General features: G+C 40.7%; 22 protein-coding genes. 12 read left to right on the forward strand and 10 right to left on the reverse strand.

Annotated elements, in window-relative coordinates:
- Positions 1 to 2 precede the first annotated feature (2 nt).
- From BM192_RS11835 to BM192_RS11865, 7 genes are all read left to right on the forward strand, one after another.
- Positions 3 to 1,376 (forward strand): NADH-quinone oxidoreductase subunit N, encoded by a 1,374-nt coding sequence (locus BM192_RS11835; protein ID WP_037441943.1) that lies wholly within the window; start codon positions 3 to 5, stop codon positions 1,374 to 1,376.
- A 45-nt stretch (positions 1,377 to 1,421) separates the two neighbouring features.
- On the forward strand, positions 1,422 to 2,081 hold the full coding sequence (locus BM192_RS11840; protein WP_037441941.1) for a DedA family protein: 660 nt from the start codon (positions 1,422 to 1,424) through the stop codon (positions 2,079 to 2,081).
- A gap of 6 nt (positions 2,082 to 2,087) precedes the next feature.
- The gene (locus tag BM192_RS11845; RefSeq protein ID WP_037441939.1) at positions 2,088 to 2,639 is read left to right on the forward strand and encodes an inorganic diphosphatase; all 552 of its coding nucleotides are present in this window, start codon (positions 2,088 to 2,090) and stop codon (positions 2,637 to 2,639) included.
- Positions 2,639 to 3,964, forward strand: coding sequence for a hemolysin family protein (locus BM192_RS11850; RefSeq protein WP_037441937.1), 1,326 nt, complete (start codon positions 2,639 to 2,641; stop codon positions 3,962 to 3,964). The genes BM192_RS11845 and BM192_RS11850 overlap by 1 nt, the downstream gene beginning before the upstream one ends.
- A 6-nt stretch (positions 3,965 to 3,970) precedes the next feature.
- Positions 3,971 to 4,681 carry a 16S rRNA (uracil(1498)-N(3))-methyltransferase gene (locus tag BM192_RS11855; RefSeq protein WP_037441935.1) on the forward strand — a complete coding sequence of 237 codons (711 nt, stop codon included), beginning with the start codon at positions 3,971 to 3,973 and terminating at the stop codon, positions 4,679 to 4,681.
- 44 nt (positions 4,682 to 4,725) lie between these two features.
- Entirely contained in the window at positions 4,726 to 5,205 is a 480-nt protein-coding gene (gene ispF / locus BM192_RS11860) for a 2-C-methyl-D-erythritol 2,4-cyclodiphosphate synthase (RefSeq protein ID WP_037441933.1), read from the forward strand.
- Positions 5,206 to 5,271: 66 nt separating this feature from the next.
- Positions 5,272 to 5,517: a hypothetical protein gene (locus tag BM192_RS11865; RefSeq protein WP_037441931.1), complete on the forward strand. Its 246-nt coding sequence runs from the start codon at positions 5,272 to 5,274 to the stop codon at positions 5,515 to 5,517.
- Positions 5,518 to 5,565: 48 nt separating this feature from the next.
- On the opposite strand, the gene BM192_RS11870 is transcribed toward BM192_RS11865, so the two are convergent.
- From BM192_RS11870 to BM192_RS11910, 9 genes are all read right to left on the reverse strand, one after another.
- Positions 5,566 to 6,438, reverse strand: coding sequence for a pirin family protein (locus tag BM192_RS11870; RefSeq protein WP_037441929.1), 873 nt, complete (start codon positions 6,436 to 6,438; stop codon positions 5,566 to 5,568).
- 9 nt (positions 6,439 to 6,447) lie between these two features.
- Entirely contained in the window at positions 6,448 to 6,978 is a 531-nt protein-coding gene (locus BM192_RS11875; protein WP_037441927.1) for a YceI family protein, read from the reverse strand.
- A 75-nt stretch (positions 6,979 to 7,053) separates the two neighbouring features.
- On the reverse strand, positions 7,054 to 7,647 hold the full coding sequence (locus tag BM192_RS11880) for a Crp/Fnr family transcriptional regulator (RefSeq protein WP_037441925.1): 594 nt from the start codon (positions 7,645 to 7,647) through the stop codon (positions 7,054 to 7,056).
- Between the two features lie 11 nt (positions 7,648 to 7,658).
- Complete coding sequence (locus tag BM192_RS11885; protein ID WP_074589702.1) at positions 7,659 to 7,817, reverse strand: FeoB-associated Cys-rich membrane protein; 159 nt, start codon at positions 7,815 to 7,817, stop codon at positions 7,659 to 7,661.
- 76 nt (positions 7,818 to 7,893) lie between these two features.
- Positions 7,894 to 9,093, reverse strand: a complete 1,200-nt coding sequence (locus BM192_RS11890) for a hypothetical protein (RefSeq protein ID WP_037441923.1) — start codon at positions 9,091 to 9,093, stop codon at positions 7,894 to 7,896.
- A 10-nt stretch (positions 9,094 to 9,103) separates the two neighbouring features.
- On the reverse strand, positions 9,104 to 9,922 hold the full coding sequence (locus BM192_RS11895) for a type 1 glutamine amidotransferase (protein ID WP_074589696.1): 819 nt from the start codon (positions 9,920 to 9,922) through the stop codon (positions 9,104 to 9,106).
- A gap of 1 nt (position 9,923) precedes the next feature.
- The gene (locus BM192_RS11900; RefSeq protein ID WP_037441921.1) at positions 9,924 to 11,027 is read right to left on the reverse strand and encodes a carboxylate-amine ligase; all 1,104 of its coding nucleotides are present in this window, start codon (positions 11,025 to 11,027) and stop codon (positions 9,924 to 9,926) included.
- Positions 11,028 to 11,062: 35 nt separating this feature from the next.
- Complete coding sequence (locus BM192_RS11905; protein ID WP_037441919.1) at positions 11,063 to 12,085, reverse strand: ATP-grasp domain-containing protein; 1,023 nt, start codon at positions 12,083 to 12,085, stop codon at positions 11,063 to 11,065.
- A 59-nt stretch (positions 12,086 to 12,144) separates the two neighbouring features.
- The gene (locus tag BM192_RS11910) at positions 12,145 to 12,858 is read right to left on the reverse strand and encodes an esterase family protein (protein WP_037441917.1); all 714 of its coding nucleotides are present in this window, start codon (positions 12,856 to 12,858) and stop codon (positions 12,145 to 12,147) included.
- Positions 12,859 to 13,020: 162 nt separating this feature from the next.
- Between BM192_RS11910 and BM192_RS11915 the strand changes: the two genes are divergently transcribed.
- Positions 13,021 to 13,818, forward strand: a complete 798-nt coding sequence (locus BM192_RS11915; RefSeq protein WP_037441915.1) for an alpha/beta hydrolase — start codon at positions 13,021 to 13,023, stop codon at positions 13,816 to 13,818.
- Between the two features lie 10 nt (positions 13,819 to 13,828).
- Here BM192_RS11915 and BM192_RS11920 read toward each other — a convergent pair whose 3' ends face one another.
- Positions 13,829 to 14,491, reverse strand: coding sequence for an NAD(P)H-binding protein (locus tag BM192_RS11920; protein WP_037441913.1), 663 nt, complete (start codon positions 14,489 to 14,491; stop codon positions 13,829 to 13,831).
- A gap of 234 nt (positions 14,492 to 14,725) precedes the next feature.
- On the opposite strand from BM192_RS11920, the gene typA reads away from it, so the two are divergent.
- The 4 genes from typA to BM192_RS11940 all read left to right on the forward strand — a co-directional run bounded on the left by typA (position 14,726) and on the right by BM192_RS11940 (position 21,841).
- Complete coding sequence (gene typA / locus BM192_RS11925) at positions 14,726 to 16,531, forward strand: translational GTPase TypA (RefSeq protein ID WP_037441911.1); 1,806 nt, start codon at positions 14,726 to 14,728, stop codon at positions 16,529 to 16,531.
- A gap of 153 nt (positions 16,532 to 16,684) precedes the next feature.
- The gene (locus BM192_RS11930) at positions 16,685 to 17,647 is read left to right on the forward strand and encodes an MBL fold metallo-hydrolase (protein ID WP_037441910.1); all 963 of its coding nucleotides are present in this window, start codon (positions 16,685 to 16,687) and stop codon (positions 17,645 to 17,647) included.
- A 56-nt stretch (positions 17,648 to 17,703) separates the two neighbouring features.
- Entirely contained in the window at positions 17,704 to 20,976 is a 3,273-nt protein-coding gene (locus BM192_RS11935; RefSeq protein ID WP_037441908.1) for a TonB-dependent receptor, read from the forward strand.
- Positions 20,977 to 21,124: 148 nt separating this feature from the next.
- The gene (locus BM192_RS11940; protein WP_037441905.1) at positions 21,125 to 21,841 is read left to right on the forward strand and encodes a 3-ketoacyl-ACP reductase; all 717 of its coding nucleotides are present in this window, start codon (positions 21,125 to 21,127) and stop codon (positions 21,839 to 21,841) included.
- Positions 21,842 to 21,994 lie beyond the last annotated feature (153 nt).

A 21,994-nucleotide genomic window follows, 5' to 3' on the forward strand; every position in this document is an offset into this window, starting at 1 on the left:
AAATGAATATCATTATAACAATTGTTGTTACTGCTCTTGCGGTGCTTTATGCGGGTTTATTCAAAGCAAAAAAAGCTTTATTACCACTTACCCTTGTCGGGCTGGTGACTGCTCTGGCATTCGCAGTGACGGCATGGGATACCAATATAGTTTATTATGGAATGATGGAAATGGACAATTTTGCGATTGCCTTCTCGTCATTGATCATTCTGGGAACGATATTTATCTTTTTACTGACTCAGAATTATTTTGCCGAGCACAGTGAAAATGTAGCTGAATACTATACGCTGATCCTTTTTGCGCTGTCGGGTATGGTGATTATTCTATCCTACACCAACATGTCAATGCTATTCATTGGTATTGAGATCATGTCTGTAGCGCTTTATATCCTTGCGGGTATCAGAAAGAAAGATTTCGCTTCGAATGAGGCTTCTCTGAAATATTTTCTGATGGGTGCTTTCTCTACAGGTTTCTTATTATTCGGTATTGCTTTGATATACGGTGCTACAGGTTCATTTAGCCTGGATGCTATTAACAAATATCTAATTAGTAACCACCAGTCAGTTTCTCCTTTGTTTTATCCGGGAATGATCCTGATCATGGTTGGATTATGTTTTAAATTGGGTGCTGCTCCTTTTCATTTCTGGACTCCTGATGTTTATGAAGGCTCTCCTTCACTAATTACTGCTTTCATGTCTACAGTAGTGAAAACTGCGGGTTTTGCAGCTTTCTTAAGATTATTCGGTGGTACTTTCGCACCGCTGCATGATTTCTGGATGCCGCCTTTGCTGGCAATTGTATTCATCACTTTATTTATTGGTAATGTGACGGCTTTATTCCAGAAGAACTTCAAACGAATGCTTGCTTATTCCAGTATTTCGCATGCAGGATACTTGCTTTTCTCTTTGGTTACTTTAACAGGTAACTCATCGAATAATGTAATTGTTTATGCTGCAGCTTATACGTTTGCAAGTATTATCGCTTTTGCCGTATTAATTCTGGTTAAACAGAAAACCGGGGGTGACGGATTTGAAAGTTATAACGGTCTGGCTAAAAAGAATCCATTTGTGGCACTCGCTTTAACTATCTCCATGCTTTCGCTGGCTGGTATTCCACTTACTGCTGGCTTTATCGGTAAGTACTTGATGTTTTTGAACGTAATGACAGAATACCACATTTATCTGGTAGCCTTTGCTATTTTAAATGCACTGATCGGATTCTATTATTACCTGAAAGTTATTGTCGCCATGTACTTTAAAGAAGGTCCTGAAGTGGAGTTGAATGCACCTGTTCAATACAAGCTTGTTCTGATCCTGTCGGTTATAATTACCCTTGTTCTAGGTGTTTATCCCGCAGTAATTTTAAATCTGATATAAGCATATCTCAGGAAAATTATTTGTAGTTTTACGAATACTTGAATTATGCACGACTTCTGGAACACCTTACATCAGTTCATTGATCCTGAAAAATTACTTAAAGAAGGTGGTTTTTATGTAGTCATGTTCGTCATCTTTGCGGAAACAGGTTTATTCTTTGGTTTCTTTTTACCGGGGGATTATCTTTTGTTTCTGGCAGGAATGTTTGTCGCTACCGGCAAACTTGATGTAAATATTTATGTGCTTATAGCCGGCCTTTTTGTAGCAGCTGTTTCTGGTAATTTTACCGGATACTGGTTTGGTAAGAAAACAGGGCCGGTTTTATATGATAGAAAGGACTCATTCTTCTTCAAGAAGAAGTATCTGAAAGCAGCAGAAGTATATTATAACAAGCAGGGCGCCTTCGCGCTTATCATGGGTAGGTTCGTGCCTATCGTCAGAACTTTTGCACCTATCTTTGCAGGAGTAGTTAAATTGGATTTTAAAAAGTTTGCATTATATAATATAAGTGGTGGTTTTTTATGGATCACTTCTTTAACTTTGCTAGGTTATTTCCTTGGCAAGAAGTTTGAAAAGGAAATTAATGATTACCTGCTGTATATTATAGTAGGTTTTATTGTGATTACAACTATCCCGCTGATTATCACATTTTTGAAAAAAAGGGTAGAAAAGAATAATATCGAAGAAAATTCAAACACTGAGTAATAGAAAATGAGTATAGACAAAAACCACCCCTGGCATAGCGTTTCGCCGGGAGCGAACTTACCGGAATCGGTAAATGCAATTATTGAAATTCCAAAAGGATCAAAAGCGAAATACGAAATTGATAAAGATTCCAATCTGATTAAATTAGACCGCGTACTTTTCTCTTCTGTAATGTATCCGGCTAATTATGGATTTATTCCGCAAACCTATTGCGATGATAACGATCCGCTTGATATTCTTGTTTTGTGCTCTGTTGACGTTTATCCTCTATCTTTGGTTGAAGCTAAAGTTATTGGTGTAATGCATATGGTTGACAATGGCGAGCAGGATGATAAAATTATCGCCGTTGCCAAAAACGATATGTCAGTTAATTATATCAATGATATTGATGAATTGCCGCCGCATACAATGAAAGAAATTGTTCGCTTTTTCCAGGATTACAAAGCTTTAGAAGAAAAGAATGTTACAGTTGAAAAACTAATGGGTGTTTCATATGCTTATAAGGTAATTGAAGAAAGTATTGAACTTTACAATAGTACATTTAGAACAAACTCTTAATGGGCTTTCAAATATTTTTAACCTTCTTCCTAGTCCTGTTAAACGGCTTCTTTGTTGCCGCTGAATTTGCAATTGTAAAAGTCAGGGCATCACAGATTGAAATTCAAGCTAAATCCGGGAACAGGGTTGCTAATATTGCCAAATACATTACACAACATCTTGATGGATACCTGGCTGCAACGCAGCTGGGTATTACATTAGCTTCATTAGGCCTTGGTTGGGTCGGTGAATCGGTTATGGAGCATTTGTTGCATAATCTATTGACTGCATTAAACCAGACTCCACAATTTATTGAGTCATTCAGCAAAACTGCATCACCAATTATTGCATTCGGTTTTATTACCGTTATGCATATTGTATTCGGTGAGCTTGCACCTAAATCTGTAGCGATACAGAAGCCGGTGGCAACAACGTTATTTGTCGCTGTTCCTCTTCAGATATTTTATGTGGTTTTCAGACCATTTATCTGGGCGCTGAATGGCTTTGCAAATATTATTTTAAAAGGATTTGGTATCTCCAATGTAGGTGGGCATGATACTGTACACAGTACAGAAGAACTGTATTACTTACTGGATCAGGGAAAAGAAAGTGGTGCCCTGGATACCAACGAACACGAACTGATCAGAAACGTATTTGATTTTAATGAACGTGTCGTTAAAAATATCATGGTACCCCGTACTAAAATACAGGGTATTGAATTGGGAAGTCCGAAGGAAGAAGTCATTCAGATGATTATTGCCGAAGGTTATTCCCGTTTACCGGTGTATGATGACGTAATTGATAAGATTATCGGTATTATTCACGCTAAAGACGTACTTCCTTTATTGGCTTTTAATAAGGAGTGGTCTCTGAAAGATATTATCCGTAAGCCTTACTTTATCCCGGAGACCAAAAAAATTAATGACCTGTTAAGTGAACTGCAACAGAAACGCATTCAGATCGCTATTGTAATCGATGAGTTCGGTGGTACAGCAGGTATGGTTACTCTGGAAGATATTGTGGAGGAGATTGTTGGAGAGATTCAGGACGAATATGATGAGGAAAAACCGACAGTAGAGCGGATCTCTGAAACAGAATTTGTAATCAATGCATATGCAACGGTCTATGATGTGAATGAGCATCTCCCGCATGATTTACCCGAAGATCTGGACTTTGATACTGTAGGTGGACTGGTTTCGCATGCATTTGGCAAAATTCCAGATGTTGGAGACAGCGAAGAGTGTTATGGTTATTTATTCACCATCCTGAAGAAAACCGAACAGAATATAGAAACCATTAAGCTCGAGCTGGTGATTAGACCAGACGACATGGTAGACAAACACTAATTTTCAATGCACGTATTTTATACCCCGGATATCAGTGGATCTGATTATATCCTGAACGAAGAGGAAAGTCGGCACTGTATGAAGGTGCTTAGACTGTCCACTGGACAGCTGGTACATTTAATTGACGGAAAAGGTGGTTTGTATGAGGCTGAAATAACCGCACAGACCAAGCGTAATGTAATTCTGAGGGTTGTAAACCATGTACAGGATTATCAAAAACGAAATTATAGTCTGCATATCGCAGTTGCTCCTACTAAAAATATAGACCGGCTCGAATGGTTTCTGGAGAAAGCTACAGAAATCGGCATAGATGAAGTAACACCGCTGATCTGTGAGCGTTCCGAAAGAAAGATCGTCAAGGACGAGCGCCTGAATAAGGTAATTACTGCTGCAGTGAAGCAGTCTTTACAGGCCTTTCATCCACAGCTAAATGCAGCTGCTACTTTCAAAGAGCTTATTGATGCACAGTCTAGTCTTAATGGATTTAAAATGATTGCCCATTGTCTGCCTGGAGAGGAAAAGCAGTTTATTCAGCAAGTTGCAGTCCCTGGAGGTAACTACTTAATTCTAATTGGTCCTGAAGGTGATTTTAGCCCGCAGGAGATCGAAATGGCATTGGCGGCTGGATACAAAGCGCTGAGTTTGGGAGAGACGCGCCTGCGTACGGAAACGGCAGCATTAGCTGCTTGCTTTGAAGCGAGTTACATCAACCGTTAAAAGACACCTTAGTTTGCTATCTTTGGCTGTTTAAATTAATAGGTATGAAAATTAAGGTAGGTTTTGGTTTTGACGTTCACCAGTTAAAAGACGCGCATCCTTTTATCATAGGTGGTGTTGATCTTGGCCATCATAAAGGAGCTTTCGGGCATTCTGACGCTGACGTTTTGTTGCATGCGATTTGTGATGCCTTGCTGGGCGCCGCTAATCTAGGAGATATCGGCTTCCATTTTAAAAATACAGATCCGCAGTGGAAAGGTGTAAGTAGTATACTACTGTTGCAGGAAACCGTAAAACTGATAACTGAAAAAGGTTGGGAGATCGGCAATATAGATGCAATGTTATGTCTGGAAGCACCTAAAATTAACCCGCATATTCCGCAGATGAAAGCAAATATCGCTTCAGCAATAGCAATTTCAGAGGAAGATATCTCAATTAAAGCTACAACAAATGAAACTATGGGTTTTATAGGAAGAGAAGAGGGGGTGGTTGCCTACGCAGTTTGTCTCATCCAGAAAAACTAAAAACAATTTAAGGTTGCAGAAGTTATATTTTCTGATGATATCATCTCTGAACCTAAATTATTAAAGATGAAAATTCCTATGATTTACAGCGTACTGGTCACAGCGCTATTATTTTCGGTAAGCTCTTGTACGATGGGCGATAAAGGAAGTGAGCGCGTGCCTGATTCCATTAGTATTGATACTGTAGAAAGACCAAAAGTCCAGGAGAATTCACAGGATTCTTCGGGCAAAGCCCTGATTGATAGTTTACAGACCGATACAGGTCAATTCCCCGATAAGCCAAAAGCAACGGAATCCGGGGTGAAAAAATAATAATTCTTAAAACAGAAATCTGCTCAGCTTTTCGTAGCTGAGCAGATTTTATTCCAGGTATCCAAATTTACCTTCGTTATAGTCACTTATAGCCTGTTTAATTTCTTGTTGATTATTCATCAGAAAGGGGCCATATTGGGCAATTGGCTCTTGAATAGGTTCGCCGCTAAGGACCAGAATTAAACTGTCTTCTTTTGCTTCCACACTGATTTCCTCGCCATCATTTTTAAAATAAATGAACTGGCTTGCGCCTGCATTCTCCTGTCCGTTGATGCTGATTTCACCTTCTATCACTAGAAAACCAGTATTATAAGCCGCCGGAAAGTTGAAAACTGCGCTCTTACCGGCTTTGATTTTTGCATTATAAACGTGTAGCGGAGTGAAAGTTGTAGCCGGACCGGTTACGCCATTATAAGTTCCTGCAATAATTTCTACCTCCCCGCCATTGTCTGTAAGCTCCGCTATAGCCAGGTCTTTGTGCTCAATAGCCTGGTATTTCGGTTTGCTCATCTTGTCTTTTGCCGGTAGGTTTACCCACAGCTGCACCATTTGAAAAGGTCCTCCTTTTGCACTGAATTCTTTTTCGTGATACTCCTTATGTAAAATACCTCCGGCAGCTGTCATCCATTGAACGTCTCCCGGGTAAATGATGCCACTATTGCCGGCGCTGTCATGATGTGCTACTGCACCGTGATAAGCAATAGTTACGGTTTCAAACCCCCGGTGAGGGTGTACGCCTACACCGCGTAGTTCATCGGTTGGCGGCAGTAAGACTTTTGCGTTATAATCCAGCAAAAAGAAAGGGCTCATTTTTATTTTATAACCTCCGGGAAAGAAATTACTTACCCGGAAGCCATCTCCAACCATATGAGGCTGTGGTGCATCTAATATGGAGAAGACAGATTTAATCTTGTTTTCCATGATTGTTGCTTATGCCTGCTGAGCAAACTGAAGCTCACCAGCGATTTTAACTTCTTCACCTAACATTACGCCACCTGTTTCCAGTGCAGCATTATAAGTAAGGCCGAAGTCAGTACGGTTGATCTTACCTGAAATGGTAAAGCCAGCTTTAGTATTTCCCCAAGGGTCTACAGCAGTACCTCCGAATTCAGCCTGAAGTTTAACCGGTTTGGTCACACCTTTTATAGTTAGATCGCCCTGAAGAATATAGTCGCTGCCATCTTTTTCAAATGAAGACGATTTGAAAGTAATTTCAGGATGTGTTTCTGCGTCAAAGAAATCGCCACCTTTTAGATGTCCGTCGCGATCTTTATTACCTGTATTAATGGTGTCAACTGAAGCTTTAAAAGAAACTTGTGCATGGTTGAAATCTGCATCTTCTGTTGTTATCTCAGCAGAAAAATCACTGAAGCTACCAGTTACAGTAGAGATCATTAAGTGTTTTACTTTAAATTGAAGCTCGCTGTGTGCGGGATCAAGTATCCATTTTTGAGTTGCCATAATCTTATTGTTTTTTTTTAATAAGACAAATATAGGGCCGGTTTTATAAACGGATGTTGATGTATGATAAGAAATCTACTTGTTAAAATGTTTGTGGGCGAGGTCTTTACGAACGCGGCTTAAAGACTCAGGTGTAATCCCAAGATACGAGGCAATCATCCATTGGGGTACTCTCAGCGTGAGATTCGGGTACAGCTTAATAAAGTCAAGATACCTTTCTTCAGCAGTGGCACTAAGCAGCATGTTAATTCTCTTTTGCATGAAACGGATCGAATTATTCAGCATAGTGATATTCAGATCTTGAATACAGGGCACATGGACTGAGGCTTCCATAAAGAAGTTTCTCGGAATTACCAGCGCTGTAACGGGCTCCGTGGTATCGATATAAAAATCTGATGGTTGATTAAAAAAGCTATTTCTTTCAGACAGAAGCCAGTGCTCAGGTGCAAATTGAATGATATGTATTTTGCCTTTGCTGTCCATTGAGTAAGAACGCATTAAGCCTTCAACAACGAAATAGGTTTTGATACTGGTTTCGCCTGGACTAAGGATCACCTGGTTTTTTGCAAATGTCTTCACAGTTATTCCGCCTGAAATCAGCTCAAATTGTTCGTCTGTTAAAGCGATCTTCTGCTGTAAATAGGCTTTAAACTGATTTATGAAGGGCATATAGATATAATCTATTTTTTAGGTGTTTCGATATTTGAAAAATCAACTCCGCATTTGCAGTTAGATCCACATCCATTGCTTTTAGGTGAGACAGCCCTGTAAATTATTCTTCCGATGTAGAATAAGGCAGCTGCAAATAGTAGTCCGACTAATATTGTTTGTAAATCCATAATGTATATTTTGAAGGTCAGATAAACATTAGAGACAAATCTATGTAATCCTATTGACCCAGTAGTCTTTAAAATGTCAATTTAGACTCTCCATGAGGCCCACCGTTCCACCCACCCAGTCAAAGTCCTGATTATACCTTACGCCAATCATTTTCCCCCTGCTTAGTCTGGCCAGGTTAATGCATAACGTAGGCTCCTTTCCATCCGGCCACAGATAGAGTAACCGGATTTCTGCTTTTATTAACCCATCTGGTGCCTGAACAATAGGCTCGTAGTTAACCTTTCTCTGCAGGATCCAGTTCTCCGGCTGTTGAATATCTGTAATATCCTGCTCAGTTACATCTATAATTACGCCCATCCCGGCGAATGAAAACAAAGGTTTTAAGACATAGTTTTCCAGGTCTGCAGGAATCTCCTGCAACTCGCTGACGAAAGTCGTTTCAGGTACAAACTCATTTTTAAGCAGGGGCATGGTATATTTGCTGATCCGGTAAAACCAGTTTGGGTGTGTAATCCATTCAATATCCAGTTCTTCCCTGGGGTCAAAGCTTTGGTTGAATAAATCCTGCTGGTTTGCAACCTCGTCAAAGATCAGGCGGTTGTAAATCCGCTTAAGCCTTATTTTTTGTCCATCCTTTAAATAAAAAAGCTGTTTATCTTCCTGGAAAATATCAGTCAGTGAGAGCACCGGTATCCCGAGAATTCCGGCGGTAACGAAGAAGTCGATAGCCGTCTTCTGTTCTGCTGCATTAACGTCCATCAGGGCAACTTCCTCTGGCTGACATGGCCCAAGTATAACTTCCCGCAGGAGCTCTGTGAAGGAAACACTATCCATTCCATTAAAAAACGGAGTTAAATGCGCTATGTCCTCCAATTGAAAAACCTTTATATAAGTCTCTGCCAGGTGCATCTGAAATGCATAAAGGGAAGGAAATCCCTGTAATTCAATTAATCTGGGCACTAGTTCTCCTCCCTGATCCCGGCATACTGCAAAATCGAAGGCCAGAAAATGTGGGTGATCATTTTCGCCTGGTACAAACCATTCTGCTGGAATAGCATTTTCCGTTTGCGCTTTAAAGTCCGGATTCTTGATTATTCGGAGAATTTCTGCTCCGGCATCGATCAGCTTTTCTTTAAAAGCATCCGGCAAAAATATAGGTGTCTCCGCAAAGCGAATTGGAACAGGGCGATACCCAGCCTCCAGTTCGCCAATAAATTCAGCATATTTCTCTTCAGAGAAGGATTCATTGAAGGCTTTCCGGTATTTAGGTATCATAGTTAATTAGTCAAAGGCCTGAAATTGCAGCCGCTAAAAAATTTGGAAGGATATGGGTTTGAGTCAGGTAGATATGTTCCGGGTTTTCCAGGCTATCCATCATATCCTGATATTTTTCTTCTCCATGGACAGTAATTATAGCTTCCTTTTTTTCTTTTTCAGTCAGGTATGCTTTCATGCGTACAGGGTCGGCTTCCGGATGAAACTGCGTACCTACCATATGTGGTGAAAACCTTACGGACATCATGCAGCGTTCCAGATCAATATGCGGCCTTTCTTTTTCGATTGCCAGCACTGTCGCCGTGGAAACAGATGAGGGTTCGTCTGAATTATCAATTACCTGCCAGTCTCTGCTGTCAACTGCGTAAAATGGATTTTTTAAGCCTGCGTACAGTAAATCCTGTTCGCCTTTTTCGGTGAGGGTCACTGGAAATATCCCGAAAGAATTGGATTTTCTCTTGGTGACCAGACCAACATTATATTTTCGGCAGGCCATCTGAAAGGAATGACAGATTAAGAACACGTGTTTTTTGACGGGGTTCAGATTGTTATAGTCGTCCAGTTCATCCAGCAGTCTGAAAAACACCCGTTCCCACTCTTCCCCTTCGCCATCAAACGGGCTTCCAGGACCACCGCTTGAAATATATATATCAAAATCAGTTCCGGGAAGCTCATGTTTTGCTCTGAGATCGAATACGCTAGCCTGGAGTGTGAGTCCATGATTCTTCTCGAAGGTTGACAGCACCCCCAAAATCCCTCTCAGTCCCTGATTTGGGAACTGGTTATTCATATCTATTACGGCAACTCTTACAATTTTTTTATCTGTCATCTTATCCGTTTGTGCCTATCAATGTCTGGCTGGTTATATAGTCTACTACCGATTCAAAACTTCCTGTTTGATTGTAAACAGCAAGTTGCCTGTCAGCTCCTGTGCCATTTTCTAATATTTTATGCACATAGTTTATGTCGTCCCTGCAGCCCAGTTCATCTACTACGTCATCTACAAAATCTAACAATTCAAGAATCAGATTTCGTGCATTAATCTCCATCTCTTTACCAAAATCGATTAGATTTCCGTCGATTCCATACCTTGCTGCTCTCCATTTGTTTTCATTAATCAATGCCCTGGAATAGCTAATGTACTTCATGTTCTGCAAACGCAGCTTATAAAGTTTAGCACATAAAGATTGAAAAATTGCGACAAAAGCCATCGTCTCATCTACCAGCATTGGACAGTCACAAATCCGGAATTCAATAGTTTCAAAAAATGGATGTACACGAATGTCCCACCAGATTTTTTTAGCATTATCGATACTATTGGTTTTTATCAGCAGCTTCACATAACTATCATAGTCTTCTATGCTATTAAAGATATCCGGAATTCCCGTTCTTGGGAACTTATCAAATATTTTTGTCCTGAATGACTTATAGCCTGTATTTCTTCCTTCCCAAAAAGGTGAGTTGGTCGAAAGTGCGAAAACGTGTGGAAGGAAATACCGAACCTGATTCGCAATATGAATGGCTAATTCCCTGGACTGAAATCCGACATGGACATGCAGGCCGAAGATTAGGTTTGAGCGTGCAGCTTCCTGTAGTTCGTTAACTATCTCACTATATCTCGGATGTTCTGTGATCAGTTGTTTTTCCCAAAGAGAAAAAGGGTGCGTGCCGGCAGCTCCAATACGCAAGCCCTGTTCGCCGGCAAGCCTGGAGACAGTATGGCGTAGCATGGAGATTTCTTTTCTGGCTTCTGTTGTATTCTTGCAGATTCCTGTGCCCACTTCTACCACGGCCTGGTGCATCTCAGCTTTTACCTGATCTTTATGGATCTTTTGTGCAGCTTCAACTATTTTCTGATCATGGGATGTCAGTTCCCGGGTCACCGGGTCAATCACCATGTATTCTTCCTCTATACCCAATGTAAACTCATTCATCTGGCTATCCTCCTGCTGTGTACTGTATTTGGTTGTTATTTAGTATTCTTTGTGGTTTTAGCACTTTTTACTGTGCTTTTTTTTGCTGCAGGTTTGGGTTTACTGACCAAAGGGATGCCTGATGCCGCTGCTTTAATATAGGCTCCCCAGGTTAAATTATCTTGTCCGTCCTGGTGTAATTGTGCCCTTTCTATTGCATACTTTGCCGCGGTATCAACTACCCAGTCAAAATTTTCCTGGCCCACACTGGTCACTTCAGCATCGGGTGCCGGATTACAGAAGTCGATTGCGTAGGGAATACCGTCCCGTACGGCGAATTCAACAGTATTAAAGTCGTAACCCAGGTATTCATTTAACTGAATAACATATTTCTCTATTTTCTTTAATAACTGGGGGCTGGATGGCGGTGAGTCGACCACGTAACGCAGGTGAAATGGATTACGTGGTTCATATTGCATAATACGCACGTATTTTCCGCCTATACAGTAGCACCTGTAATATTCATCAAATATAATTTCTTCCTGCAGCATCATGACATACTGCTTGGTTTTACTATGCTTATCAAAGAAATCTTCTTTATCATGCAGTTTGTAAACCTCCTTCCAGCCGCCGCCATCAAATGGTTTCATATAGGCGGGAAATCCGGTATATTCAAAAATACCTTCCCAGTCCATAGGGAATGCGAGATTACTGAATGATTGTTCTGAAGTGTCGTCCGGTCTTTCATAAGAAGGGATCAAAGCGGTTTTCGGTACCGGAATTCCCAGCTTCACGGCAAGGGCATTGTTAAAGAATTTTTCATCTGCACTCCACCAAAATGGGTTGTTAATCACAGCTGTTCCAGTAATTGCTGCATTTTTAAGTGCGGCTCTATAGAAGGGTACGTCTTGTGAAATGCGGTCAATAATCACTGCATAATCTAAAGGCTCTGCCTGCAGGATTTTGTGAATATTGACAAATTCAGCACGAAATTCATCGCCTCCTAGTTCGTTGACCCGTTTGACAAAGGCTTCTGGAAAAGATCTTTCCTGCCCAAATAGAATACCTATTTTTTTCATGTGTTTTAAAATTGAATTTTAATGCTTAAGATATCTACAGGCTATATATTAAGAATTATTTATAAGGGTTGGATACGGGAAAGATAATCGGGAAACTGTGTTTTCCAGAGTGGCCAGTCATGTACGGCATTTGGTCTGACATCCAGCCAATGCTGGATTCCCTTTTGGGATAATATGGAAGACATTCTTTCATTAAAGGGTCGGCAGATATCTTTTTCTCCTGTTCCCAAAATAATATTGAGATTCCAGAGTTCCGGGTCCAGATCATTTGGCAAGAAATCTACCGGGTTATTGTAGTAGATATCTCCATTATAGAAACCATCTGTCTGCGAAGTAATGTCAAATGTGCCACTCATACTGAACAGATGGCTGACCAGCCCGGGGTATTTAAAAGCAAAGTTCGCTGCATGATAACCTCCAAAACTACACCCGGCTGTGATTACGCGTTCCATACCGGTGTCCTGACATGCCATGGGGAATAGCTCCTCCTTAAGCATTTTGTCATACCAATAATGGTTTTTAGCTCTGTCTGCGGGGTGTAGAGACCTGTTATACCAACTCCAGGCATCAATGCTGTCTGGGCAATAGATTTTAACTATACCTGCGTCGATATAGTGTTGGGCTGCTTCGATTATTCCGAAGTCTTTCTGCTCATAGTAACGCCCCTGACTCGTTGGGAAAAGTAGAACAGGGTGTCCGCTATGGCCAAATATCAAAAGCTCTGTTTCAGTGCTTAGGTTTGGACTATACCATTTTTTATATTCTTCTTTCACGCCTAAACGATTTATATAATGAATATATGTAAATCCGGTTCAAAGCGCAAATGTTTTAAGATTTTCTCCTAATAATCAGGATAATACTAAGAAACACACATGTTTTCTTAATTTTGCCCGCGGAAACGAATAAGTGTAAACGATAATTTGAGTGAAAATAACATGCTAAATCAACATTCAGGACATCAAAGCAGGACGCTGAATTCCGTATTTTTAGACAGGGAGGTGCAATTGGATCTATTTTTCCCTGAAGATTTGATGGGAAATGAAAAACTGAATCTCCTTTTATTGAATGATGGGCAGGATGCTGAGCAGATGGGCCTTGAGGAGATGCTGGCAGCTCTTTATTCAGATCAGAAAATAGAACCATTACTGGTAGTTGCGGTACACGCATCGGCAGACAGGGTTATGGAGTACGGTGTTGCCGGTATACCGGATTACGCTGGCAGGGGAGCTAGGGCCGGAGCTTATGCCTCTTTTGTAAATCAGGAATTGTTACCCTATATCGCGGCTTTCTGTGGCATGCCTATACAAGGTAAAAAGGGGATTGCGGGTTATTCTTTAGGCGGATTAGCGGCTTTTGATATTGCATGGAAAAATCCGGAAAATTTTGATCTTACAGGCGTTTTCTCCGGTTCGTTCTGGTGGCGTAGTAAAGATTTGAAAGAGAATTATACCGAACAGGACAGGATTATGCATGAGGTGATTAGGCAGACTGCAGGTAAGCCTGCGCTTAAATTCTGGCTGATGACTGGAACTGAGGATGAAACTGCGGATAGAAACAAAAATGGAATTATTGATTCCATTGATGACACGATCGACATTATCCGGGAGCTGCTAAGCAAAGACTATAGCAGACCTGGTCATATATTTTACTATGAAATGGTTGGCGGTAAACACGATTTGAAAAGCTGGGCGAAAGCTATGCCTGCTTTTTTAATATGGGCTTTCGGCAGATAGGTTTCCTGGCTTAGCTATCGCACGTTTTCTGAATCTGATCAGATTTATGTGTAAAAATTCCTTTTTTCTGTTCCAGTGAGTATCGAAGCATGGCCGTAGCTACGCATTCGGCCTTAATACTCCTGTATTTTTTCAGTCCACCGACCAGCAATGGATTTACGACGCGCATAATCCGGTTTAGCAGATCTTCGGCGAACCTGTATTGCTGTCTTTTAGCATCCAGCAATGAAGGCCGGTATATGTGAATACTTTCATAAGGTATTTTCTTGAGTTCTTCCTCGAGCTGGCCTTTGGTTTTACTATAGAACACTTTCGATGTTACATCTGCGCCCATTGCTGAAACCAGGTGATAACTTGTAGCTCCATTTTCCTGTGCAATCCAGGCGAGGTCCAGCGGGTATTTGAAGTCTATTTTCCGATATTCATTTTTGTCCGGGGTCTGCGCTGCCGTGGTGCCGATACAGCAAAAGACCGTGTCGCCTTTAATCTGATCTGCGTAATCTTTAATCTTATCGAAGCTGATGAGTAACTGTTTAAGCTTCGGGTGACTTAATGGCATTTCGCGCCTGAGTAAAACGAGTACGGTGGAGTAACGTGGGTCATCAAGTAGTAAGCGGACCAGGGCTGTACCTACGGATCCGGTCGCGCCCATAATTATTGCAGTCTTTTTCATTTAGCTATACTTAGGATCTTTTTATCAGGCATATTTAAGCAGAAATAGAACAATATAATGATGTTATAGTTTGAATGTATTTTTTTTTAGAGTTTTATAAAGACCGGTTATAAGGGTGAAAAAAGGCAATGAGCGGCATGTATTTTTTTGAAGAAAAACACGACATTACCCTAATTGATAGGCTGATATGTCAATTATTTACGTTATCTTTGCGCCAAAATTTAGGCGCATTTTATGCAAAAAATAAGAAACATAGCTATTATAGCACACGTTGACCACGGTAAAACTACATTGGTTGATAAGATTTTACACACTTGTTCGATTTTTCGTGATAACGAACAATCAGGTGATTTAATACTTGATAACAACGACTTGGAGAGAGAGCGTGGAATTACGATCGTATCCAAAAACGTATCTGTTATGTACAAGGATATTAAAATCAATATTATCGATACACCTGGTCACGCCGATTTCGGTGGTGAGGTTGAGCGTGTATTGAAAATGGCTGATGGTGTACTGTTGTTGTGTGATGCTTTTGAAGGTGCAATGCCTCAAACGCGTTTTGTAACGCAAAAAGCTTTGGCTTTAGGATTGAAGCCAATTGTTGTTGTTAATAAAGTCGATAAAGAAAATTGTCGTCCGGAAGAAGTTTACGAACAGATTTTCGAATTGTTCTTCAACCTTGAAGCAACAGAAGATCAGTTAGACTTCCCTGTAATCTACGGTTCTTCGAAACAAGGCTGGATGAGTACAGATTATACTAAACCAACTACAGACATCTTTGCTTTAATGGATGCTGTTGTTGAGCATATTCCTGCTGCACCAACTAACGACGGAACGCTTCAGATGCAAATTACTTCATTGGATTACTCTTCTTTCGTTGGTCGTATCGCTGTAGGTCGTGTACACCGTGGCGTGATCAAAGAAAATATGCCGGTTACCCTGATCAAACGTGATGGAAAAATCGTTAAATCAAGAGTGAAAGAATTATATACTTTCGAAGGTTTAGGTAAAGTTCGTGCTACTGAGGTTCACTCGGGTGATATCTGTGCAGTAGTAGGTATTGATGGTTTCGATATCGGTGATACTATTGCAGATTTCGAAGCTCCTGAGCAATTACCTGTTATTAAGATTGATGAGCCGACTATGAACATGCTGTTCACAATCAACAACTCACCTTTCTTCGGTAAAGAAGGTAAATTTGTAACTTCTCAGCGTATTAAAGAGCGTTTATACAAAGAGATGGAAAAAAACCTTGCTTTAAAGGTTGTGGAAACGGAATCTCCTGATTCATACCTGGTATACGGAAGGGGTATTCTCCATTTATCAGTATTAATTGAGACTATGCGTCGTGAAGGTTACGAAATTCAGGTTGGTCAGCCACAAGTTATTATCAAAGAAATTGATGGTAAGAAATGTGAGCCGATTGAAACTTTAATCGTAGACGTACCTGCTGAAGTATCCGGTAAAGTAATTGAGCTGGTTACACAACGTAAAGGTGAATTATTGGTTATGGAGCCAAAAGGCGACCTGCAGCATTTAGAATTTGAAATTCCTGCACGTGGTATCATTGGATTAAGAAACAACGTATTAACTGCAACTGGTGGTGAAGCTATCATGGCTCACCGTTTTAAGTCTTACGAGCCTTGGAAAGGTACTATCCCAGGCAGGTTGAATGGTGTATTGGTTTCTATGGAAAAAGGCAGTACAACTGCTTATTCTATTGATAAACTGCAAGATCGTGGCCGTTTCTTCGTTGATCCGGGTGTAGATGTTTACGAAGGACAGATTATGGGTGAACACATCCGTGATAATGACCTGGTTGTTAACATTGTTAAAGGTAAAGCGTTAACGAACATGCGTGCTTCCGGTACTGATGATAATTCACGTATTGCTCCTGCAATTAAATTCTCTTTAGAGGAAGCAATGGAATACATTCAGGCAGATGAGTATATTGAGATTACTCCTGTTAGTATGCGTCTACGTAAGATTTATCTTACTGAAAACGAGCGTAAAATCAACGCTAAAAAATTCCAATAGGATATATTGATATTTTTATTTAAAGCCTGTAAGTTTTCTTACAGGCTTTTTTTATAAGCTTTTTTTTTCTGGCAGATAATCTGCTAATGTTTTTTTAACATAGCACGTCAGGTAGATTTCGTATTTTGTGCAGCAGTACTAATACTGGTTTATATGCTTCGGAAATTTTGTGCAGTCCTTGCTTTTTTGTTAATCAATACGGCTAGTGTTTGGTCGCAGCAATCCAACACCGGTTTTAAAATAATTCCACTCGGTGTTAAAGGCGGAGATGATGAAAGCAATTTATCTGCTTATATGGTCGCACCTGCCGGTAGTGAAAACTATGTTTGTCTGGATGCCGGAACCATAAAGGCAGGAATACAGAAGGCAGTTAGCCGCAGGACCTTCAAAGGAAATATCGAAGAAATTCAGCGAAAAAAAATAAAAGGTTATCTGATCTCGCATGCCCATCTGGATCATGTGGCTGGATTAATTATCAATTCACCAGCAGATACATCAAAAAATATTTATGGAATATCTCCTGTACTTCATGTTCTCAGAGATAAATACTTTACATGGGATGCCTGGGCGAATTTCACAAATGAGGGCGAAAAGCCGCAGTTGAAAAAATATTCATATGTCACACTGGAACAGGGTGTTGTTTATCCGCTTGCAGATACAGAAATGAAAGTTCAGGCTTATGAACTCAGTCATGGAAATCCTTATAAAAGCACAGCGTTTTTAGTTAGTTCAAATAATAGTTTCCTGTTATATCTCGGGGATACCGGTGCAGATGAGATTGAAAAATCCAATAAATTAATTACGCTGTGGAAAGCGGTTGCTCCATTGATTAACTCAGGTCAGTTAAAGGCCGTATTTCTTGAAGTTTCCTTTCCGAACGAACAACCAAACAATCAGTTGTTCGGCCATCTGACTCCAAAGCTTTTTCATGCTGAGCTTAGTCAGCTCCGTGCGCTGACTGAACCCGAAGCTTTCAAAAAGCTTACTTTTATTGTAACGCATACTAAACCTCCTCACGCAAACGCAGAAAAAGTAAAGAAGCAACTGATTGCAGACAATCTGCACAAGCTCAAACTCGTCTTTCCCGAACAAGGAAAACAGTTAACAATAAGGTAATATAATCCAAACATTTATCCGCTGTTCATGCATGTATTTTTGAAAAAAATGCATCCATGAAAAAAACATTACTTCTTTTTACAGCTTTCTTATTTTTACTCTTCTTAAAGATAGATGCTGTAGCACAAAATGAAACAACCGCCTCTATAAATGGTCTGGTCACCGATACAAAAGGACCAATTTCAGGGGCTACAGTTATTGCCATTCATGAGCCATCCGGTTCGAGATACGCAACATCAACCCGGCTGGACGGACGCTACAATTTACCGGCAATGCGCATCGGCGGCCCGTACTCAATTACAGTGACTTTTGTCGGCTTTCAAAATCAGACCCAGCGTGTTGAAAAATTAGCATTGGGCCAAAGTTCAACTTTAAATGTCATCTTAAATGAAGATGCCAGTACTTTATCTGAAGTCACTGTGACCGGTAAACAGAGTAAAGTTTTTAATTCCGGGCGAACGGGTGCATCTCAGAATATCTCGAGAACTGTTATACAGAATATGCCAACTTTAAACAGGAGTTTTACCGACTTTGTTAAACTTACCCCTCAGTTTTCACTACAGTTCGGAAGTCCCAGCATCGCAGGCAGAAGTAACCTGGCTAATAATTTTACAGTGGATGGAGCCTTATTTAATAATGCATTTGGCTTGCAGGGTACAATTGGCAGCCAGACCGGATCACAGCCGATCAATATGGATGCTTTTGAGGAAATTACGGTGAATATCGCGCCTTATGATATCCGTCAGAGCGGATTTACAGGAGCGGCAATTAATGCCGTAACCAGAAGTGGTACAAATGAGTTTCAGGGATCTTTAAATACCTATTACCGGAACCAGGACCTGGTTAGTGATTATAACTACGCCGGACTAAAAACACCCGTAAATAACTTTAGTCTTAAAGGTTATGGATTCACTTTAGGCGGGCCCATTATAAAAAATAAATTATTCTTTTTCGTAAGCGGTGAGCTGGAAAGACGCTCCGATCCAGGAACAGGATTTATAGCCTCCAGAGGTGGAAGTACCGGCCCCAATGTTTCTCAGGCAAAAGGAGAGGACCTGGATAAATTGAGTTCATATCTCCAAACACTGGGTTATGAGGCAGGTGCGTATGAGAATTATGCACTGAACACAAGAAGTGATAAATTATCTGCCAAACTGGATTATAATATTGACGACAAGAATACCTTAAGTTTAAAGTATTTCTACTTCCGGTCCTTCAAAGACATTTTACCGAGCAATAGCGGCGCACCAAAGAATAATCGCCAGCCCTCACAGCTCGGTCTTCCTTTTCAGTCTGCCGGATACGGTATTAATAATAACATGGATAATGTCAACCTTGAATTCCGAACACGTTTTAGTAACAAGTTCTCCAATCAGCTGACAGTAGGTTACAATAATATGAATGATTTCCGGGAGTCAAAGGGTAACAAACCTTTCCCTCTTGTAGATATCATGAATCCTGACGGCAGTTCCTATACTGCTTTCGGTTACGAGCCTTTCACTGCATTTAATACCTTAAAAACCAAGGTTTATCAGGTTACCAATAACTTTAATATCTATGCCGGCCGCCATGAAATTACAATCGGCGCTAATTACGAGGGCTACAGGACGCGCAATGGTTTTGCTCCGAACTATTATGGCGCTTATACTTTTAATAGTCTGGCAGACTTCTATAACAGTGCAAATACCGGAGTTTCAAATGCATCCAAATACCAGGTTCAGTATTCTGTGACGCCTGACGGATCATTCCCTTATGCCGAAATTCAGTCAAATATGTACGGATTATATATCCAGGATGCTTACACAGTTAGTGACCAGCTAAAAATAACCGGTGGGCTACGTGCAGACTTAACGCATGTTTCTTCACCCGCCTCGGTCAGTAACCCGAATGTAGAGAACCTGTCTTTTGAAAACGGCGAGAAAATTGACGTCGGCAGATTCCCAAAAAGCTCAATTTTATGGTCACCACGTCTGGGCTTTAACTGGAACGTGAATAATGAGGGGCTAACACAGGTAAGAGGTGGTACCGGTTTATTCACGGGAAGGCCTCCTTTAGTTTGGGTTTCCAACCAGGCGGGTAATAACGGTGTTCAATTTGGTTCGGAATCAATCACAAATCCAAAAAACAGACCATTTACACCTGATGTTGATGCCTACAGAAATGTGAATAACTCAACTTCTGCCAATAACACCACCTACAACCTCGCAGTAACTGATCAGAATTTTAAATTTATGCAGGTATGGCGGTCCAATCTGGCGATTGACCAAAAACTGCCAGGCGGCTTCACAGGAACAATCGAGGCTCTATATTCAAAGGATATTAACTCGGTTTATTTCAGGAATGCGAATTTAAATACTTCAGCCTACACGCTTTTACAAGGGGCAGACAACCGTCCTAGATATACTAGCCCAAGAATTTACGGCGCTGCGGCACCTACGCCAGCAAATCCTAATATTTCCGATGCGATTGTAATGACCAATACTGATAAGGGACGTAGCTTGTCGCTTACAGGAACATTATCCAAAGAATTCGCGGGAGGCTTCTTCGCAACAGCTGGTTACACTTATACAGATTCAAGGTCAGTGAATGACGGCGGCTCTATTGCACAGTCTATGTGGAGAGATCGTCAAGTGTCCGGCAGCCCGAATACAGACGCGCTGTCTTATTCAAGTTACATGGTTAAAAACCGGTTTATCGCTTCGGTCGTTTACAGAAAGGAATACATCAATCATTTGGGTACCACAGTTTCAATGTTCTACCAATTACAGGACGGTTTCAGATATTCCTATACTTATGGTAACGACTTGAATAATGATGGTTTAAGTGGAAATGACCTGATTTTTGTACCTGCAAATAAAGCTGATATTGTACTGGTACCGGAGAATGCGAATGATTCCCGTACACCAGACCAGCTTTGGAATCAGTTAAATAGCTATATCAGCCAGGATAACTATCTAAACAAAAAGAGAGGACAATACGCCGAAAGGAACGGGCTTGTAGGCAATATGATCGGAACGCTTGATATTCGCCTGGCCCAAGACTTATTTACAAGTGTTAAGGGTAAAAAGCACTCCCTGCAATTTACTTTTGATGTTTTCAATTTTGGAAACATGATTAATAAAACATGGGGTGTTCCGAAATTTGCCAACCGGGCAAATGGATTGCTTAATTTTAAGGGTGTCGATGCTACTACCGGCAAACCATCATTCTCTTTCCCTTACTTAAACGCAGACAACAGTGTGCCGCTGGTAAACACTTTTTCAAGCAGCATTGATGAGACTGCACGCTGGAGAATTCAGCTCGGTCTGAGATATAGATTTAATCAATAATCTTTTAAGTAAATAGCTTAAACAGGGGTGTCTGTATTTACAGGTCACCCCTGTTTTGCTTTAATTAAATCTCATCTCAATTTCAGGATGTCTTTATTATTCTGCTGGCCCCGATTTTTATTTATTTTTACAGTCTATTCAATCGATTATGGAATCATTACAAGGAAAAAATGCACTGATCACCGGTGCTGGTAAAGGAATCGGACGTGCCGTAGCTATTGCTCTTGCACAGGAAGGTGTAAATATTGCATTGCTCGCAAGAACAGAATCTGATCTGAATCTTGTCGCCGATGAATTAAAGGCTTATGGTGTTAAAACGGTCGTTGTCACTGCAAACGTTGCTGATATTGACGCTGTTAATGCTGCCGCAGAACAGGTTAAAAGTGCTTTTGGGCATCTGGATATCTTAGTTAATAATGCCGGCATCAGCTCGTTCGGTTCTTTTATGGAACTTGAGCCTTCAAGGTGGGAAGAGATTGTAAAGGTTAACCTTTTTGGGGTATATTATGTTACGCGTGCCTTTCTTCCAGAAATGATCGAACGTAAAACCGGAGATATCATTAATATTTCTTCTACCGCCGGTCTTCGTGGCGCCGCCGTCACAAGTGCTTACAGCGCATCTAAATTTGGACTGATCGGCCTTTCTGAATCTTTAATGCAGGAAGTTCGTAAGCATAATATCAGAGTAAGCACACTAACTCCAAGTACGGTCTCCACAGATATGGCAAAGGATCTTAATTTAACGGACGGTAACCCTGACAAAGTAATGCAACCGGAAGATTTTGCCGAATTTATTGTCAGCAACCTGAAACTGAACCGCAGGGTTTTTGTGAAGGATGGGGGGGTGTGGTCGACTAATCCTTAATAATAAAATCTTCAATATGTTTCAAGACGGCTCCACCTCGCGAAGAGCTCGCTAAGGCCTTTTGAAACATATTGAAGATTTTATTATTAAGAGAATCATGCCGGTCTGGGAGTAAGTTAGGTAGGTAATGTGGTAGGTTTTTTAAGTTAGGCA

Origin of the sequence: Pedobacter antarcticus (assembly GCF_900112985.1) — a bacterium.
Classification (GTDB): domain Bacteria; phylum Bacteroidota; class Bacteroidia; order Sphingobacteriales; family Sphingobacteriaceae; genus Pedobacter; species Pedobacter antarcticus.

Coding starts and splice junctions, on each gene's coding strand:
- BM192_RS11835 (WP_037441943.1), top strand. CDS start 3: ATGAATATCATTATAACAATTGTTGTTACTGCTCTTGCGGTGCTTTAT.
- BM192_RS11840 (WP_037441941.1), top strand. CDS start 1,422: ATGCACGACTTCTGGAACACCTTACATCAGTTCATTGATCCTGAAAAA.
- BM192_RS11845 (WP_037441939.1), top strand. CDS start 2,088: ATGAGTATAGACAAAAACCACCCCTGGCATAGCGTTTCGCCGGGAGCG.
- BM192_RS11850 (WP_037441937.1), top strand. CDS start 2,639: ATGGGCTTTCAAATATTTTTAACCTTCTTCCTAGTCCTGTTAAACGGC.
- BM192_RS11855 (WP_037441935.1), top strand. CDS start 3,971: ATGCACGTATTTTATACCCCGGATATCAGTGGATCTGATTATATCCTG.
- ispF (WP_037441933.1), top strand. CDS start 4,726: ATGAAAATTAAGGTAGGTTTTGGTTTTGACGTTCACCAGTTAAAAGAC.
- BM192_RS11865 (WP_037441931.1), top strand. CDS start 5,272: ATGAAAATTCCTATGATTTACAGCGTACTGGTCACAGCGCTATTATTT.
- BM192_RS11870 (WP_037441929.1), bottom strand. CDS start 6,438: ATGGAAAACAAGATTAAATCTGTCTTCTCCATATTAGATGCACCACAG.
- BM192_RS11875 (WP_037441927.1), bottom strand. CDS start 6,978: ATGGCAACTCAAAAATGGATACTTGATCCCGCACACAGCGAGCTTCAA.
- BM192_RS11880 (WP_037441925.1), bottom strand. CDS start 7,647: ATGCCCTTCATAAATCAGTTTAAAGCCTATTTACAGCAGAAGATCGCT.
- BM192_RS11885 (WP_074589702.1), bottom strand. CDS start 7,817: ATGGATTTACAAACAATATTAGTCGGACTACTATTTGCAGCTGCCTTA.
- BM192_RS11890 (WP_037441923.1), bottom strand. CDS start 9,093: ATGATACCTAAATACCGGAAAGCCTTCAATGAATCCTTCTCTGAAGAG.
- BM192_RS11895 (WP_074589696.1), bottom strand. CDS start 9,922: ATGACAGATAAAAAAATTGTAAGAGTTGCCGTAATAGATATGAATAAC.
- BM192_RS11900 (WP_037441921.1), bottom strand. CDS start 11,027: ATGAATGAGTTTACATTGGGTATAGAGGAAGAATACATGGTGATTGAC.
- BM192_RS11905 (WP_037441919.1), bottom strand. CDS start 12,085: ATGAAAAAAATAGGTATTCTATTTGGGCAGGAAAGATCTTTTCCAGAA.
- BM192_RS11915 (WP_037441915.1), top strand. CDS start 13,021: ATGCTAAATCAACATTCAGGACATCAAAGCAGGACGCTGAATTCCGTA.
- BM192_RS11920 (WP_037441913.1), bottom strand. CDS start 14,491: ATGAAAAAGACTGCAATAATTATGGGCGCGACCGGATCCGTAGGTACA.
- typA (WP_037441911.1), top strand. CDS start 14,726: ATGCAAAAAATAAGAAACATAGCTATTATAGCACACGTTGACCACGGT.
- BM192_RS11930 (WP_037441910.1), top strand. CDS start 16,685: ATGCTTCGGAAATTTTGTGCAGTCCTTGCTTTTTTGTTAATCAATACG.
- BM192_RS11935 (WP_037441908.1), top strand. CDS start 17,704: ATGAAAAAAACATTACTTCTTTTTACAGCTTTCTTATTTTTACTCTTC.
- BM192_RS11940 (WP_037441905.1), top strand. CDS start 21,125: ATGGAATCATTACAAGGAAAAAATGCACTGATCACCGGTGCTGGTAAA.